The following is a 14,011-nucleotide window of genomic DNA, read 5'->3' on the forward strand; positions in this document are numbered from 1 at the left end:
ATGTCCACCCGGCTCACGCGCATCCAGGCCGAAGGATTCCGCGCCCTGCGTGACCTCCAGCCACATCCCCGGCTGACAGTCCTCGTGGATCCGGAGGGCTCGGCCACCCGTGACCTGGTGACCTTCTTCACGCTGCTGCGCGAGCTGGCACACGGTCGGCTTCAACAGATGCAGGTGCTGGACGCGGGGGACGGTCCCGTGAGGCTGGTGCTGGGCGTCGATGGCGACGACTACGCCGTGACGCTTCGGCGCTTCCCGGAGGGGCGGTGGCGCGTCGTCGAGGAGGAACTGTCACTGCTCGCGGGGATATCGCTCCCCTTCGTGGAGCCCGACGCGCCTCGCGACGAGGCCGTGCTCTCCACGTTTCCTCCCGGGCCCACGATTCGAATGGGCGACGACGAAGCGGCGTGGCTGGGGGAGATTGCCGACCGAGCTTCGCGGGACATGAACGCGTTCCTGCGTGGCTTCCGCGTCCAGCCCGCGGAGTCCTTTGAAACAAACGTCCCGTTCCTCTTCCTGGAGGAACGGGACGTGGACCTGCCCTCGAATGCCGTCTGGGACCGGGTCCAGGCCGCTCGCGCGGCGTCCTCGCGGGTCCCCGTGCTGCTGTGCACTCCGTCGGTGGCCCTGGCGGACGCCTTCGACGTCGAAGACGTCCTGCGCGTGGGCTGACCGGCTACTGACCGCCCGCGGCGCGCGTGTCCCAGCCACCGCCGATGGGACCGCCCCGGGGACCGCCCGCTCCGCGCGGGTTCATGTCGTCGCGGCGCATCTCCTGGTACTGCGTCATCTGCTCCGCGCTGAGCACCTTCTGCATCTCCGCGTCGGTCTGCGTGCGCAGGTCGCGCATCTGCTGGCGCATGTCACGCCCCGGCCGGCCTCCCGCCATCGCGGACGCCAGCTCCTGGCGCTTCGCGTCCTCGGCCTGCATCGCCTTCGTCAGCGCCTGCTCCTGGCTGTAGTTGAGCCGCGCGTTGGTGATGAAGGTCTTGATGCGCTGGGAGCGCTCGGACTCCGCCTGCGCGCGCATCTGGTCCACCTGCTGCTGCCACTGCTGGCGCTGCTCGGTGCGCTGCTCCTCCTGCACCGTGCGCATCAGCTCCTTCAGCGACTGCTTCGCGCTGTCGTTGGTCAGCGCCTCGCCCACCATCACGCCGCGCACCTCCTCGCGCAGCTTCGCGACCTCCGCCTCCAGGCCCGCCCGGGGAGGACCGCCCGTGCCGGCCGAGGCCGTGCCGCCGCCCTGCTCGAAGGCCATCATCCGCCGGGAGAGCAGCTGCACCGTCTCCTCCAGCGCCTTCACCTGGTTCTGGAGCGCCCGGACGTCCGCCGTCGAGTCCTGCACGCGGGGCGCCTCCTGGGTGACGGGGGCCTCCGACTTCCCAGGCCCCCACAGGGCCACGCCGAGCGCCAGCGAAGCCAACCCCACCGATGCGATGCCGAGAATGCGGTTCATGATGCTCTCCCTGACGGAACTCCCGGCCGGCTATTCCATCGCGCTCCCGGGATCCTCCCTGGGCGCGCATCCTCCCACCCGCCTGCCTCCTGGGGAAACGCCCCGTCACGCGCGCCTGCCTGCCCTCCATGTCGCGAGCGTTGACCGCGCCCGGCGGGACGCGGAGAGTCCCCGGCCATGACGCTCCGTCCCATCGCTGAAGTCGGCGCCGAGCTGGGTCTCGCGCCGGAAGACGTCCTCCCCTGGGGCCGCGACCGCGCCAAGGTGTCGCTGGACGCCCTGGGCCGCCGCAACCATCAGGGCCGCATGGTGCTGGTGTCGGCCATCAACCCCACGCCCCCGGGCGAGGGCAAGACGACCATGTCGGTGGCGCTGGCCATGGGCCTGCGCAAGCGGGGCCGCCGGGCGGTGGCGGCGCTGCGCGAGCCGTCCCTGGGCCCTGTCTTCGGCGTGAAGGGCGGCGGGCAGGCGAGCCTGGAGCCGGCGGCGGACATCAACCTGCACTTCACCGGGGACCTGCACGCCATCACCAGCGCGCACAACCTGCTGTCCGCGCTGGTGGACAACGCCGTCTACTACGGCCACCCGGTGGCGCTGGAGGGCACGCGGGTGCGCTGGCGCCGCGCGATGGACATGAACGACCGGTTCCTGCGCAACGTCATCGTGGGGCTGGGCGGCAAGGCGCACGGCGTGCCTCGCGAGACGTCCTTCGACATCACGGCCGCCAGCGAGGTGATGGCCATCCTCGCGCTGTCGGAGAACCTGAAGGACCTGGAGGCGCGGCTGGGGCGCATCGTCGTGGGGCAGGCGCCGGATGGCTCGCCGGTGCGCGCGAACGACGTGAACGCGGCGGCGTCCATGGTGGCGCTCCTGAAGGACGCGCTGATGCCGAACCTGGCCCAGACGCGCGAGGGCGGGCCGGCCATCGTGCACGCGGGGCCGTTCGGGAACATCGCGCACGGGTGTTCGTCGGTGGTGGGCACGCGGCTGGCGCTCGCGTACGCGGACGAGGTGGTGACGGAGGCCGGCTTCGGCTTCGACCTGGGCGCGGAGAAGTTCCTGGACATCAAGTGCCGCAGCGCGGGCGTGTGGCCTCGGGGCGTGATGCTGGTGGTGACGCTGCGAGCGCTCAAGCACCACGGCGGCGCGGCGGCGGCACAGGTGGCGGAGCCGGATCGCGAGGCCCTGCTGAAGGGCTTCAACCACCTGGAGAAGCACCTGGAGTCGGTGGCGGCGTTCGGCCTGCCGGCGGTGCTGTGCGTGAACCGGTTCCCGCAGGACACGGAGAGCGAGCTGGACGAACTGCGCGCGTTCGCGAAGGCGCGGAACGTGGGCATCGCCGTGTGCGACGGGTTCGGCAGGGGCGGCGAGGGTTCGCTGGAGCTGGCGGACACGGTGCTGGCGATGCTGGACGCGACGGACGCTGCGCCGCCGAAGCCGCGCTTCCTCTACGAGCTGGACCAGACGCCGGAGGAGAAGATCCGCGCCATCGCGCGCACGGTGTACGGCGCGGACGACGTGGCCTTCACGCCGGGGGCGCGCAAGGACCTGGAGTCGGCGCGGGCGCTGGGAGGCGCGGGGCTGCCGGTGTGCATGGCGAAGACGCACCTGTCCCTGTCGGACGACCCGGCGAAGACAGGCCGGCCCCGGGGCTTCACGTTGACGGTGCGCGAGGTGCGCCTGTCCGCCGGAGCAGGCTTCCTGGTGGCGCTGACGGGAGAGCTGCTCACCATGCCAGGCCTGCCCCGCGAACCCGCCGCCCGCCGCGTCACCGTGCACCCGGACGGCAGCATCACGGGCCTGATGCAGGGTGAGTGACGTCAGAGGTAGGGCCTAGCGTCTCCCGTCTCCACCCGACGGGAGCACGCTACGTCCTGGCGCATCCACTTCTTCCAGCGACATCCAGAGGACGACCCGGCGCGCACCGTGCCGGCCCGCGACTTCCTCGATGCGTGTCCGGACGCGGTCAGCGCGAAGCTGCTCGCCGTCGTGAAGGCCGTGGCGGACGCGCCTCCGCCCGCCTTCAGCGGCGGGGCAAGTGGGAAGCCATGCACGGAGCCATGGCGGGAATCCATGAGGTCCGCGGATGGCCCGGGCCGCCGTCACTACCGGCTCTTCTGCCTCCTGGAGCGGGACGGAGCGGCGCTGGGCCTGGGAGGCCCGAGCCTCGTCCTGCTGACCGGGAGGACCAAGGCGTTCCGCGCCGTCATTCCGGAGTCTGATTACGCGAAGGTCCGCGCCCTCCGGGACGAGTACCAGCGCCGCCGGCCCCGGAGCGTGTGGGCCGGATGAAGCGCGTCCTACTTGCGGCGGACCCGAGGCGCGGGAGCCCGGGGCCGCACCGCCTTGCGGCGAGCCGGAGCGGGGACCAGTTGCAGGCTGCACCCCAGCGCGGCGGCCAGCTTCGTGACCGTCGACAGCGTGGGGTTCGCGGAAGGCGCCGTGAACAGGCGGCGCACGACCTCCGGTGGGGTCTCCGCCTTCCGGGCGAGGTCCGCCTTGCTCAGTCCCGCCTCCTCGCGCCGCGCGTCCAGGGCGCGAATCAGCCGGTCCGCCGCATCCACCTCCGCGCGTGCCTTCGCATACGCCTCCGCGAAGGCCGGACGCTTGAGCTTCTTCTCGAAGTAACGGTCGAATCCCGTGGCGGTCATCGCAGGGCTCCCGGCTCCAGTTCAGGGCGTAGCATACAAGTTACGCCTGACGCGGCGTCCTGACGAGTGACGTCAGGGGTAGGGCGTAGCGTTCCCCGTCTTCACCCGACAGGAGCACGCGATCCTGCCGCCTTCCAAGCGCACCAAGACATCCCCCCATCATCTTGACGAAATATCACTCAAGAATGATATTCCGTCCCGTCAGCCTGAGGTCGTTGGAACCGAGGAGTTCAGGGACTGGTTCCTCGCTCTCGACGATGAGACGGCGCGGTCCGTGGACCATGGGGTGGAGCTTCTGGCCGCGAAGGGGGTCACACTGGGCTACCCGTACAGCAGTCAGCTCAAGGGGACGTCCCTGCCGCTCCGCGAGCTCCGCGTTCAATCCGGAGGCCGGCCCCTCCGGATCTTCTATGCCTTCGACCCGACCCGCGACGCGGTCCTGCTCCTGGGCGGCGACAAGACCGGAGACGCGCGCTTCTACGAGCGGATGATCCCCCAGGCAGAGAAGATCTGGCTGCGCTACCTCGAGGAGCAGGCCGCCGGACTTCACGACGATTCGGAGGAGACAGAACCATGAAGCTCCACAGCTGGAAGGGGATGCGCCGGGAGAAGTTCACGCCGGAGCAACTCAAGGCGCAGGACGCGCGCGTCCGGAAGGAACTGCTGGAGATGAGCCTTCGGGAGGTGCGCGAGTTCGCCGGGCTGACACAGACGCAGCTCGCCGAGCGGATGGGCATCTCCCAGGGTCAGCTCTCCCAGACCGAAGCGCGCGAGGACCACCGGCTCTCCACCCTCCGGCGCACGGTGGAGGCCATGGGAGGCGAAATCGAGGTCTCCGCCGTCTTCGGCGACAAGCGGATCATCCTCAAGGGCGTCTGACGCACGACGGGCCGCCCCGGTGTGTCCGGAGCGGCCCGTGGGCCCTGCTGGCTTTCGCGTAGGACGGCTAGACGCGGAAGGCGGTGGACAGCTCCTGGAGCTTGCCCAGGGACGCGTTGATCTGCCCCACCGCCTGCTCGGCGTTCGACGTGGCCATCACCACGTCGCTCATCATCTCCGACAGCTGCGTCACCACTTCCGTCATCTGCGTGATGCCCGCGTTCTGCTGCGTCACCGAGGCGACGATCTGCCGCGCCGCCTGGCTGCTCTCCTGCACCACCTGGGTGATGTCCTTCAGCGTCGTCGCGGAGGCCAGCACCTGCTCGATGCCCTCCTCCATCTTCTGGCTGTCCCCTTCCGCGATGCCCACCGTCTCGCGGATGGCCTGGTTGATCTCCAGGAGGATCTTCCCGATGCGCTGCGTGCTCTGCAGCGACTGGCTGGAGAGCGCCCGCATCTCCTTCGCCACCACCGCGAAGCCCCGGCCCTCCTCGCCCGCTCGCGCCGCCTCGATGGCCGCGTTCAACGCGAGCACGTTGGACTGGTCCGCCAGGTCCTTCACGCTGCCGATGATCTCACCCGCGTGCACCGCCTGCTCGGACAGCACGCCGATGCTCCCCACCAGCGCGCCCACCCGCGCGCGGATCTGCTGCAGGCCTTCCGCGCTGCGCTCGATGGACACCTGCCCGGAGGCGCTGTACGCGTCCGCCTGCGCCGCCACCTTCAACACCATCTCCGCGCGGCTGGCCGCCATGCCGGACGTCTGGGCGATCTCCGCGATGGTGGAGCTGGCCTCCGTCAGGCTGCGCGACTGGCTGGTCAGGAAGTTGAGCTGCTCGTGGCTCGCCGCGTTCAGCCGCGCCGCCGCCGCCGTCAGCTCCGTCACCACCGAGTGCAGCGTGTTGGGCACCGACCCCAGCCGCGTCATCAGCGTCTGGATGCTGCGCGCCAGTTCGCCCACCTCGTCCTGCGCGCTGGTGTCGATGCTCAGCGACAGGTCGCCCTCGCGCGCGATGCGCGTCGCCGTCGCCGTCAGCCGCGCCAGGGGGATGGTCACCTCGCGCAACAGCCACAGCGTCGCCACCGCGAGCGCCACGATGCACACCACCGACAGCACCAGCACCCACGTCAGCGTCATGCCGTGCAGCGAGGACACCTCCATGAAGGCCTCGCGCTGCGACGCCTCCTGCTGCGCCGTCAGCGCCTCCAGGCCGTCATGCACCGTCTTGTACGCGGGCTCCAGCTTCGCGAGCGCCCCTTCCGCGGCCGCGGCATTGCTGGACGCCAGCGACACCACCTGCGAGGCCTCCTGCCAGTAGCGCGTGAAGGCCGCCTGCAGCGCCTGCACCCGCGGGCCGTCCACGTCCGGCAGCGCGCGCAGCGACTCGAGCCCCTTCTGGAGCTCCGCCACATGCGCGTCCAGCGTCTGCTGCTGCACCGCGTGCAGCGCCACCGCGTCGCCCACGTCCTGGTGCAGCGCGGCGAACCCCGCGCGGGCCGTCTGCGCCTGGCTCACCGACGGCGCCAGGCTGGACCCGATGCGCTCCGACGCGTTCCGCGTGCGCGAGCCCAGCACCACCGTCACCGCCACGATGGCCATCAGGAACGCCGCCGCCACCGTCGGCAGCACCATCATCTTCTGCTTGAGCCTCAACGCCATCGCACACCCCCTCGCGCGCCCACGTCACCCATCCCGATGAAGCGCGGTCGTGCACCCGCGCCGGGCCTGCTGCGCCAGCTCATTGTCGCTCTTCCTTCCGCGGCCCCCGCGGGCTCCCCCGGAGGACCGGGGCTCCGTCAGGACACGTAGGATAGACAACACCTCACCCCCCGACTCAAGCCCGCGTCCCTTGAATTGTCTCAGAAACGGGTCGGTGTTGCCCCGTAGGGTCATGCGGGACACTTCATCCTGCCAGGTGGGACTCGTGGAAGAGGACGCCTCACGTCCCCCGGAAGGGTGGCAGGCAGGCAGCCGGGCGCGATCATTCCAACCCCCCGGCACCAGGGGCGGGGCTTCACTGACGGTGACGTGGGCCCGGCACTTCAGCGCGAGGGCTGGGGGAGGAAGGGGCCCACCTCGGCGCGGCAGGCGGCGTCGCACTCGGAGAAGCGGGTGAGGAAGGCCGCGTGGTTCGCGCACTTCTTGGGCCAGCGAGAGGCGCCGCCGTCCGCCAGGCACAGCAGGCGGAACTCGTCGCGGGTCTCCGTGAAGAGGGCTTCGCGCTGCGAGGGGGCCATCGCGTCCAGCGCGCGGTCCTCCCCACCCTGGAGCCAGATGAAGGCGCCCACCATCATCACGAAGACGAGCCCCAGCCAGGTGCCCTTGCGCAGCCAGATGCTGGGCGGCGGGGCCAGCTCCTTCGCGAAGATGTTCTTCTCGTCGCCCCCGTCGTCCGGAGGCGTCCCTTCGTTGCCCATGGGCTCCCTTCCATCCATGGCGCGTGCCAGCCGCACGGCCGGGCCGCAGCAGACACCAGCCCGTCGCACGTTGCACCTTGCAACCGCCATCCAGGGCACTTCGTGCCGGATGCGACGCGCCCACCAAGGCTTGCGCCGCACGGCATCCGACAGACGGGCCCGGCACACGCCGTGCTCTTGGAAGCGGTGGAGCGCGAACACGCCCTGCGGAAGAACGAAGCGGACGCGTGACGCGCCCGGACCTGTGCGCCAGTGCATGCAGTCCAGCACCGGAGGCCAGGGCGTGCAGGGACACTCGCCCTTCCGAGTGGATTGCGCCCGTGCGCGCGCGTGCGAACCGTGGCCTGTCATGAACCTCATCGACCTGCTCATCCAGCAGCACCGCGACGCCGAGGCCCTCTTCGAGGCCTGGCGCCACGCTCCGGACGACGAGAAGCCGGAGCTCTGCCTGCGTCTGGCGGAGACGCTCACCCTGCACAGCGCCGTCGAGGAGCGCTGGGTGTATCCCGTCGCGAGGAGCGTCGTGGACGGGCCGCGCATCGACTTCGCGGTGGAGGAGCACGGGGAGATGACCCAGCTGCTCGCCGAGCTGCTGCATGCCCGCCACGACGCGCGCCGCCGCGAGGCCACCGTGCGTCAGCTGGAGGCGGTGGTGGCCCAGCACATGTCCGAGGAGGAGCGCGAGGTGCTGCCCCGGCTGCGCAAGATGGACGCGGGCGCGTTCGGCCTGTCCAGCGATGAAATCGTCCGCTCCGCGTCCGACGCGCGCAAGGAAGCGATGCGCCAGCTGGAGGCGTCCGCGCCGCCGTGAGCCTGGACGATGCCTCGGGCGAGGGACAGCCCCAGGCGTTCCAAGGAGTTGCGGCAGGTCTCCTCGGGTCCAGGTCGCAACGTGCACGAACCGGCCCCGCGCACCCCTGCGAGGTGAAAGGGTGCGACGGCGTTACAGTGGGGAGCGGAGGTGGTTGGCGTGCATCGGTACCGGTGGAGCGAGAGCATCGAACCCAGGCTTCAGCAGGCGACCGAGCGCATGCGCCGGCTGCGTGCCACCCGGATGCCACCTGCCGCGGTGCAGAGCCTGCGGCACTGGTTCCGGATCCACCACACGTACAACTCGAATGCGATCGAGGGGAACCGGCTGACCCTGCCGGAGACTCGCGCGGTGGTGGAGGACGGCATCACCATCGCTGGCAAGTCGCTGAAGGACCACTTCGAAGCGGTGAACCTCGCGCACGCGCTCGACTTCGTGGAGGGGTTGGCCAGCAAGGAGAGCGTGCTGGGTGAGCGGGACGTGCTTGCGATGCACGGCATCGTTCTTCGGGGGATTGATCCGGAGAACGCGGGCACGTACCGGCGCATCAACGTGCGGATTGGCGGCACGGAGCACATGCCTCCAGAAGCGGTCCGGGTGCCCGAGGAGATGCGGGCCTTTGGTGAGTGGCTGGCTGGGGCGAAGAACGAACACCCGGTGGTGGTCTCCGCCATCGCGCATGCGTGGTTCGAGACGATTCATCCGTTCGTGGATGGGAACGGACGGACTGGGAGACTCATCGCCAACCTGTTGCTGATGCGGGAGCACTATCCGGCCATCGTGCTGCTCGTGGAGGACCGCGCGCGGTACTACACGGCGCTGGATGCATCCCATTCGGGTGACATCACCGCGATGGTGGAGTTGACGCTCGACCGGTTGGACCAGAGCTTCGTGGAGTACGAGCGTGCGGCCCGTGAAGTGATTGAGGTCCGTGAGCCCGCGATTGATTACTTGGCGGAGCAGTTGGGCAAGCCGCCCACTGAGCTTCCTCCGTTGCAGGCCCATTCGTGGCATGAAGCCATCCGCGCGCTCCATGCCGCTCTCCGGGACTTCGCGTCACAATTGGAGGCGCGCCTCCCCGAAGACCGTCGGCCAAGCCTGCGTGTCACGAACTTCAGCGAGCCAACTGAGGTTGCTTGGAAGCTCATCCAGAAGACGCCCTACGAACTCTTTGGCCTTCATGGAGAGCACCACGGCAGCAGGCTGGTGCTCTCCATCCGGAGTTCTCCCAAGAAGGGAAAGCTCCCCGTGCTCGAGGTCAGCGAGCCCGACGAAAGCTTGCAGCTCCGGAACCGCATCACTTCCATGGAGCCAACAGGGCATACCTTCCGGGTGATTCGCCTTCATGGGACTTCAATCGGTATCGAGGACGGCGTCTCCACACTCCAGCTTGCGACGGAACTCTGGACCAGCGCGATCAACCACTATCTTCTGCCGCGCTAATCCGCCGTGCCCTCAAGGCGTGCTGGACACGGACGAATCACAGTCCGAGGTGCACGTGCCGGAGCAGACGACCTGGCCGGGGTAGGAGGCCAGGACCGCGCACTCGGTTCCTCCCGTGCAGGACACGAGCTCGGTGCAGACCCGGGTGTCATCCACACAGCGGGCCTTCGACTCGCCTTCCAGCTTGAGCACGAGGCAGGAGAGGCCCTGCGGACATTGCGGCAGATCCACTCCGCACTCCTGCGCCAGGTCCAGCGACTGCCCCTCCCGCAGCTTCAGCCTCCCCTTCCCTCCCTCGTCGTCCGACCCACAGGCCGCGAGGGTCATCACCGTCAGACAACAGCCCAGCATCCGCATCCAGCGCATCGTGGCTCCTTGGCAACGTGAACACGGATGCCCGGAGCAAGGCCCGGACCAGGAGCGCTTCGCAGGGATTCCGCGCGCTTGGCGGGCAGAGACGGCCTCGGAAATCTGACGCCGCCTCGAATCCCTGGCGACCCACGCCTCCGCGGCACTCGTCCACGATAAACTCGTGGATGAGGATGCCCTGCCTCTTGATAACCAGGGTGAGCGTCTTCGGGAGCATCCATGCGGCTGATGTGGTTCATCGCGTTACTTCTTTTCACGGGAGGATGTGCAACGACTCGCGTTGTCCACCTTGATGTTGGAGACGGCAGACAGGTGGTTCACGAGTCCCGGAATGTTGATCCGGTTCAGGTGAGTGAGGACGCGTTCGAGGCGGCCCTCACGCAGCTCATCCTGGACATGCGAATGGACGTGGCCTTCCGCGAGACGGATGCGGCTGACCAGCGAGGATGGGTGAGGTCCCGGTCGTTGCTCGCATCCTCGAAAGGGCTCCCGAATCCGGGGGCTGGAGCGTCGCCGGAGTCCCTCTATTCGCGCATCTGCCCCGATGGGGACGACTGTCTGACCCTGGTGGGCGGAACGGGGCTGCCCTTCTCGCGCAAGGACCGGACGTTGATGGCCTTGTCGTTCGCGCTGGATGGAGTCTGGTCCAGTGTCGAGGCTGAGATTGGCAAGCTGCTGAACCCGGTGGTGCTCAAAGCCATGGTGACCTCGGCCGCGTTGTCCGTGCTCCTGACGATGACGCTGCCCGAACCCGTCACGAAGGTCATCGCGGTGGCACTGACCGCGGCGATGGTGGCCTACCTGGGGGTGGTGCCGGTCTGGGAGATCGGCCGGGGCTTCGTGCGGCTGTGGGACGATGCGGAGAGGGCAACGAGCGTCATCGAGTTGCAGGACATCGGACACCGCTTCGGGCGTGTTCTGGGGACGAACGGCACACGCGTCCTGGTTCTGCTCGTTACGACAGCTCTTGGCGGCAAGAGCGCCATGGCGGCCCAGGGGCCCAGGCTCCCGGGCTTCCCCCAGGCCGCGATCCGGGCACAGGTTGAGTCAGGCTTCCAGCTGACGGAAGCGTTGACCGGCGGGGTGGGCTCCATCTCGTTGCCGGCTGCCGGTGTGCTCAACGTGGCGCTGGCTCCGGGAGCCACGGCTGCAATGGCGATGTACTCGGACGGGCGGTTTCCGGGTGACGAGACGGGACCTGTTCATCACATCTGCACGAATAAGAACCCCCTCTCCGATGCGACCGGCGGTCCTTGGACGCCACGGTGCGAGAAGGTTTTCAAGAAGGCCGGGATGACGCTCGAAGATGCCGCGAACAAGGTGCGGCTCAATGGACACGAGGGGCCTCATCCAGAGCGCTATCACAAAGAAGTGATGGACCGCCTGGAGCGAGCTGTCGAGCGATGCCAAACGACGGAAACCTGCCGGGCCCGCTTGATGAAGGAGCTTGCGAGGATAGCGAACGAGCTTCTGACACGGGGCTCCGACTTGCGGAGTCTCATTGTGAAGGCGGAGGGGTGAGGTGGCGCGCGATTTCTACTGGGTGCGGCTGGGTGATGTGCCGCAATGGCTCCTCGAGACACCGACACGGGGCTCAGGCGAGGCCTTTGACGAGCCTTGGATGTTCGCGGATGGCCGTGTCCTGGATGAACCAGGGGAGATGAAGGCCCTCATTGCAACCCCAGGCAAGAGGCGGGCGTTCGTATTCTCCGTGATCGAGCGGGCCCCCATCGCCAGCCAGGCCATCGCGAACGTTTTCCGGGCACTGGCCCCCGATGACGTTCAGCTCTTTCCGGTGATGGTGGAGGGAGAGGCCGACCCGTTCTTCGTCGTCAATGCGACCCAGGTGATCGATTGCATCGACGAGGCACGGTGCCGGGAGGTCCACCACGATGACGAGGACGACCCCTCCCCTGACCATGAAGGGGAATACCAGTGGATCTACGGACTGCGAATCGACCCCTCGAAGACCGAGGGAGCGCGTGTCTTCCGGCCGAAGAAGTTCAAGACGGCGTTCATCGTGTCGGAGGACGTCAAGAACGCACTCGAGGGGGTTGGAAACCTGGGTGTGTCGTTCGAGCGCGTGACCGGAACTCCTGAGTCCCACTGACGGATGTGCAGGTGTTCAGGGCTCGAAGCGCGCGAGGAAGACCTTGTACTGGAGTGACACGAAGAGCGTCTTCGGCTCCACCAGCCCCGCCTTGGCGAACATCGCGAACAGGGCGGCGTCGGACTCGATGGGCTGCATCTTCGCCATGGCCTGACGCCGGGCCTCCAGCTTCTCCACCGCCACGCCATACGCCCGCAGCCGCCGGAACTCGACCTTCGTCAGCTCGGGGTCCTGGCCGATGCGGCACCCCAACACCAGCGGCGCTCCCGGCTTGAGCCTCCGCGTCACCTCCCGCAGCAGTTCGACGCGGGCCTCTTCGCCCTCCACGTGGTGCAGCACACCCATCAACTGCGCGCCGTCGAACGGCGGCCCTTGCGGCAACGTCCGCAGCTCTCCTTCATGCAGCTGCGTGCGGGAGAGCAGCCCTTCCTCCTCCAGACGCTTGCGCGCGACGGCGAGCATCGGCGCGGAGGGCTCCACGCCCGTGAAGCGCCAGCCCGGCGCGCTGAAGCGGTGATAGGGCAGCAGCTCCGCGCCCGTCCCCAGGCCCACGTGGAGCAGTGACGCCGTGTCCTGGCCGTCCAGGTGCGCGGCCAGGGCGCTGACGCCCAGCTCGTACGCCGCCTGATAGCCCGCGAGGCTCACCGCCGCCTGGGCGTCGTAGTGGGGCGCGCGGTCGGCTCCAAAGCCATGCACCGGCGCATGCGCGGAAGGGTCGTGGTTCATGACCCGAAGATGCTTCGGCCCCGCGCTGAATGGGAGGGCGCGGATTCAGGCGGAATCGGCGGTTCTTTCGATGGCCGCCCATTCCTCCGGCACGAACCCGTCCCCCACGCGCAGGCTGTTGCATGACTTCATCACACCCAATCCCTCTCCATACCCCAATGTCAGCCGGGCGCGCCGAGCGTGAAGCATTCCAATTCCTGGACGGAATGCCCCCTCCCCTGGGTCGGAACGCAATGACTGGCAGCCAAATCCACCCACCCCGTAAGGCTTTAACTCCGTTTTAAAGGAATCAGACCTATTACGTTTTCTTTCCAGTACCGGCACTGGGGGCCGCACGTGAGAGAAGAGCTCGACAATTCCGACATGGAGTACGCCGATTTCGCGGTCCGTCATCAATCCATCCTGATGGCGGTGGCGCGGAACATCTGTGGGGGGAACACCACGGCGTGTGACGACCTGGTCCAGGACGTCCTGCTGAGGGCCCTGCTGAAGTGGGACTCGCTGCGCGGCTGGGGGGAGCCGGAGCGCCGCGCGTGGCTGGTGCGGGTGCTGCACAACCGCTTCCTCGACACGTGCCGCCGCTCGCGCACGGAGGCCACCACGGTCATCAACCTGAGCAACGTGCACAAGCTCTTCGAGGAGCCGCAGGCCCCGGACCTGGAGCTGTGGCAGTGCATCACCGAGCCCGAATTGCTCCAGGCCGTCGCCGCGCTGCCCTTCAACCTGCGCCGCACCTTCGAGCTGCACTCGGAAGGGCTGCGCCACGCGGAGATCGGCCGCCGGCTGGGGGCGCCCGTGGGCACGGTGGGTACCTGGCTCTACCACGCGCGTCTCAAGCTGCGCGAACAGCTTCGCGACATGGCCGAGGCCCGTCGGAAGCTGGGGAGCGGATGAACCACGCCCACTGCACGCACCTCCCTGCCTTCGTGGACGGGGAGCTGCCGCTCGAACACCATGAGGACTTCCGCGCACACCTGGCCTCCTGCGAGGACTGCGGCGCGCGGTTCCATGACCTGCTTCAGGCGGACATCCTCGGACGGCTGGCGCACGCGAAGGCGCCACCGACTCCCGAGGCCACGGGTGTCTCCCCAGCCCCGTGGCCTCTTCCCCCCTCCGAGCCCACGAGACGCTCATGAATCTCGTATGCC

17 protein-coding genes are annotated in these 14,011 nt (G+C 68.6%); 11 read left to right on the forward strand and 6 right to left on the reverse strand.

Features of this window, described 5'->3' with window-relative positions; genetic code table 11:
- Positions 1 to 672, forward strand: coding sequence for a hypothetical protein (locus D7X96_RS27210; RefSeq protein ID WP_121771085.1), 672 nt, complete (start codon positions 1 to 3; stop codon positions 670 to 672).
- A 4-nt stretch (positions 673 to 676) separates the two neighbouring features.
- On the opposite strand, the gene D7X96_RS27215 is transcribed toward D7X96_RS27210, so the two are convergent.
- On the reverse strand, positions 677 to 1,456 hold the full coding sequence (locus D7X96_RS27215) for a hypothetical protein (protein WP_121723221.1): 780 nt from the start codon (positions 1,454 to 1,456) through the stop codon (positions 677 to 679).
- Positions 1,457 to 1,633: 177 nt separating this feature from the next.
- On the opposite strand from D7X96_RS27215, the gene D7X96_RS27220 reads away from it, so the two are divergent.
- Together D7X96_RS27220 and D7X96_RS41155 are read left to right on the forward strand one after the other, a co-directional pair.
- A complete protein-coding gene (locus tag D7X96_RS27220; protein ID WP_121771086.1) occupies positions 1,634 to 3,274 on the forward strand; it encodes a formate--tetrahydrofolate ligase in 1,641 nt (546 codons plus the stop codon).
- A 108-nt stretch (positions 3,275 to 3,382) separates the two neighbouring features.
- The gene (locus D7X96_RS41155; RefSeq protein WP_233609825.1) at positions 3,383 to 3,748 is read left to right on the forward strand and encodes a hypothetical protein; all 366 of its coding nucleotides are present in this window, start codon (positions 3,383 to 3,385) and stop codon (positions 3,746 to 3,748) included.
- An 8-nt stretch (positions 3,749 to 3,756) separates the two neighbouring features.
- Here D7X96_RS41155 and D7X96_RS27230 read toward each other — a convergent pair whose 3' ends face one another.
- Positions 3,757 to 4,107 (reverse strand): helix-turn-helix domain-containing transcriptional regulator, encoded by a 351-nt coding sequence (locus D7X96_RS27230; protein WP_120550784.1) that lies wholly within the window; start codon positions 4,105 to 4,107, stop codon positions 3,757 to 3,759.
- Between the two features lie 190 nt (positions 4,108 to 4,297).
- Here D7X96_RS27230 and D7X96_RS27235 point away from each other — a divergent pair, with 190 nt between their 5' ends.
- Both D7X96_RS27235 and D7X96_RS27240 read left to right on the forward strand, forming a co-directional pair.
- Positions 4,298 to 4,684, forward strand: coding sequence for a type II toxin-antitoxin system RelE/ParE family toxin (locus tag D7X96_RS27235; RefSeq protein ID WP_121771087.1), 387 nt, complete (start codon positions 4,298 to 4,300; stop codon positions 4,682 to 4,684).
- A complete protein-coding gene (locus D7X96_RS27240) occupies positions 4,681 to 4,986 on the forward strand; it encodes a helix-turn-helix domain-containing protein (RefSeq protein ID WP_233609827.1) in 306 nt (101 codons plus the stop codon). Before D7X96_RS27235 ends, D7X96_RS27240 begins: the two co-directional genes overlap by 4 nt.
- A 67-nt stretch (positions 4,987 to 5,053) precedes the next feature.
- On the opposite strand, the gene D7X96_RS27245 is transcribed toward D7X96_RS27240, so the two are convergent.
- Positions 5,054 to 6,646, reverse strand: coding sequence for a methyl-accepting chemotaxis protein (locus tag D7X96_RS27245; protein ID WP_120550782.1), 1,593 nt, complete (start codon positions 6,644 to 6,646; stop codon positions 5,054 to 5,056).
- Positions 6,647 to 7,029: 383 nt separating this feature from the next.
- On the reverse strand, positions 7,030 to 7,404 hold the full coding sequence (locus tag D7X96_RS27250; protein ID WP_120550781.1) for a hypothetical protein: 375 nt from the start codon (positions 7,402 to 7,404) through the stop codon (positions 7,030 to 7,032).
- Positions 7,405 to 7,753: 349 nt separating this feature from the next.
- Here D7X96_RS27250 and D7X96_RS27255 point away from each other — a divergent pair, with 349 nt between their 5' ends.
- Both D7X96_RS27255 and D7X96_RS27260 read left to right on the forward strand, forming a co-directional pair.
- Entirely contained in the window at positions 7,754 to 8,215 is a 462-nt protein-coding gene (locus tag D7X96_RS27255) for a hemerythrin domain-containing protein (protein ID WP_120550801.1), read from the forward strand.
- A gap of 159 nt (positions 8,216 to 8,374) precedes the next feature.
- Positions 8,375 to 9,658, forward strand: coding sequence for a Fic family protein (locus D7X96_RS27260; protein WP_147468408.1), 1,284 nt, complete (start codon positions 8,375 to 8,377; stop codon positions 9,656 to 9,658).
- A gap of 12 nt (positions 9,659 to 9,670) precedes the next feature.
- On the opposite strand, the gene D7X96_RS27265 is transcribed toward D7X96_RS27260, so the two are convergent.
- Positions 9,671 to 10,024 carry a hypothetical protein gene (locus D7X96_RS27265; protein WP_120550779.1) on the reverse strand — a complete coding sequence of 118 codons (354 nt, stop codon included), beginning with the start codon at positions 10,022 to 10,024 and terminating at the stop codon, positions 9,671 to 9,673.
- Positions 10,025 to 10,246: 222 nt separating this feature from the next.
- On the opposite strand from D7X96_RS27265, the gene D7X96_RS27270 reads away from it, so the two are divergent.
- Both D7X96_RS27270 and D7X96_RS27275 read left to right on the forward strand, forming a co-directional pair.
- Positions 10,247 to 11,548, forward strand: a complete 1,302-nt coding sequence (locus D7X96_RS27270; protein ID WP_120550778.1) for an AHH domain-containing protein — start codon at positions 10,247 to 10,249, stop codon at positions 11,546 to 11,548.
- A 1-nt stretch (position 11,549) separates the two neighbouring features.
- On the forward strand, positions 11,550 to 12,137 hold the full coding sequence (locus D7X96_RS27275) for an imm11 family protein (RefSeq protein WP_199746948.1): 588 nt from the start codon (positions 11,550 to 11,552) through the stop codon (positions 12,135 to 12,137).
- Between the two features lie 15 nt (positions 12,138 to 12,152).
- Here D7X96_RS27275 and D7X96_RS27280 read toward each other — a convergent pair whose 3' ends face one another.
- Positions 12,153 to 12,863, reverse strand: a complete 711-nt coding sequence (locus tag D7X96_RS27280; protein WP_120550777.1) for a class I SAM-dependent methyltransferase — start codon at positions 12,861 to 12,863, stop codon at positions 12,153 to 12,155.
- Positions 12,864 to 13,226: 363 nt separating this feature from the next.
- On the opposite strand from D7X96_RS27280, the gene D7X96_RS27285 reads away from it, so the two are divergent.
- Both D7X96_RS27285 and D7X96_RS41805 read left to right on the forward strand, forming a co-directional pair.
- The gene (locus tag D7X96_RS27285; RefSeq protein WP_244219743.1) at positions 13,227 to 13,757 is read left to right on the forward strand and encodes an RNA polymerase sigma factor; all 531 of its coding nucleotides are present in this window, start codon (positions 13,227 to 13,229) and stop codon (positions 13,755 to 13,757) included.
- Complete coding sequence (locus tag D7X96_RS41805; RefSeq protein ID WP_121771090.1) at positions 13,754 to 13,999, forward strand: anti-sigma factor family protein; 246 nt, start codon at positions 13,754 to 13,756, stop codon at positions 13,997 to 13,999. Before D7X96_RS27285 ends, D7X96_RS41805 begins: the two co-directional genes overlap by 4 nt.
- Positions 14,000 to 14,011: the final 12 nt, after the last annotated feature.

The sequence above is a fragment of the Corallococcus interemptor genome, from assembly GCF_003668875.1.
Classification (GTDB): Bacteria; Myxococcota; Myxococcia; order Myxococcales; family Myxococcaceae; genus Corallococcus; species Corallococcus interemptor.

Excerpts from the sequence above, each read along its gene's own strand:
- D7X96_RS27210 (WP_121771085.1), top strand. The coding sequence starts at position 1 with ATGTCCACCCGGCTCACGCGCATCCAGGCCGAAGGATTCCGCGCCCTG.
- D7X96_RS27215 (WP_121723221.1), bottom strand. The coding sequence starts at position 1,456 with ATGAACCGCATTCTCGGCATCGCATCGGTGGGGTTGGCTTCGCTGGCG.
- D7X96_RS27220 (WP_121771086.1), top strand. The coding sequence starts at position 1,634 with ATGACGCTCCGTCCCATCGCTGAAGTCGGCGCCGAGCTGGGTCTCGCG.
- D7X96_RS27230 (WP_120550784.1), bottom strand. The coding sequence starts at position 4,107 with ATGACCGCCACGGGATTCGACCGTTACTTCGAGAAGAAGCTCAAGCGT.
- D7X96_RS27240 (WP_233609827.1), top strand. The coding sequence starts at position 4,681 with ATGAAGCTCCACAGCTGGAAGGGGATGCGCCGGGAGAAGTTCACGCCG.
- D7X96_RS27245 (WP_120550782.1), bottom strand. The coding sequence starts at position 6,646 with ATGGCGTTGAGGCTCAAGCAGAAGATGATGGTGCTGCCGACGGTGGCG.
- D7X96_RS27250 (WP_120550781.1), bottom strand. The coding sequence starts at position 7,404 with ATGGGCAACGAAGGGACGCCTCCGGACGACGGGGGCGACGAGAAGAAC.
- D7X96_RS27255 (WP_120550801.1), top strand. The coding sequence starts at position 7,754 with ATGAACCTCATCGACCTGCTCATCCAGCAGCACCGCGACGCCGAGGCC.
- D7X96_RS27265 (WP_120550779.1), bottom strand. The coding sequence starts at position 10,024 with ATGCGCTGGATGCGGATGCTGGGCTGTTGTCTGACGGTGATGACCCTC.
- D7X96_RS27270 (WP_120550778.1), top strand. The coding sequence starts at position 10,247 with ATGCGGCTGATGTGGTTCATCGCGTTACTTCTTTTCACGGGAGGATGT.
- D7X96_RS27280 (WP_120550777.1), bottom strand. The coding sequence starts at position 12,863 with ATGAACCACGACCCTTCCGCGCATGCGCCGGTGCATGGCTTTGGAGCC.
- D7X96_RS27285 (WP_244219743.1), top strand. The coding sequence starts at position 13,227 with ATGGAGTACGCCGATTTCGCGGTCCGTCATCAATCCATCCTGATGGCG.
- D7X96_RS41805 (WP_121771090.1), top strand. The coding sequence starts at position 13,754 with ATGAACCACGCCCACTGCACGCACCTCCCTGCCTTCGTGGACGGGGAG.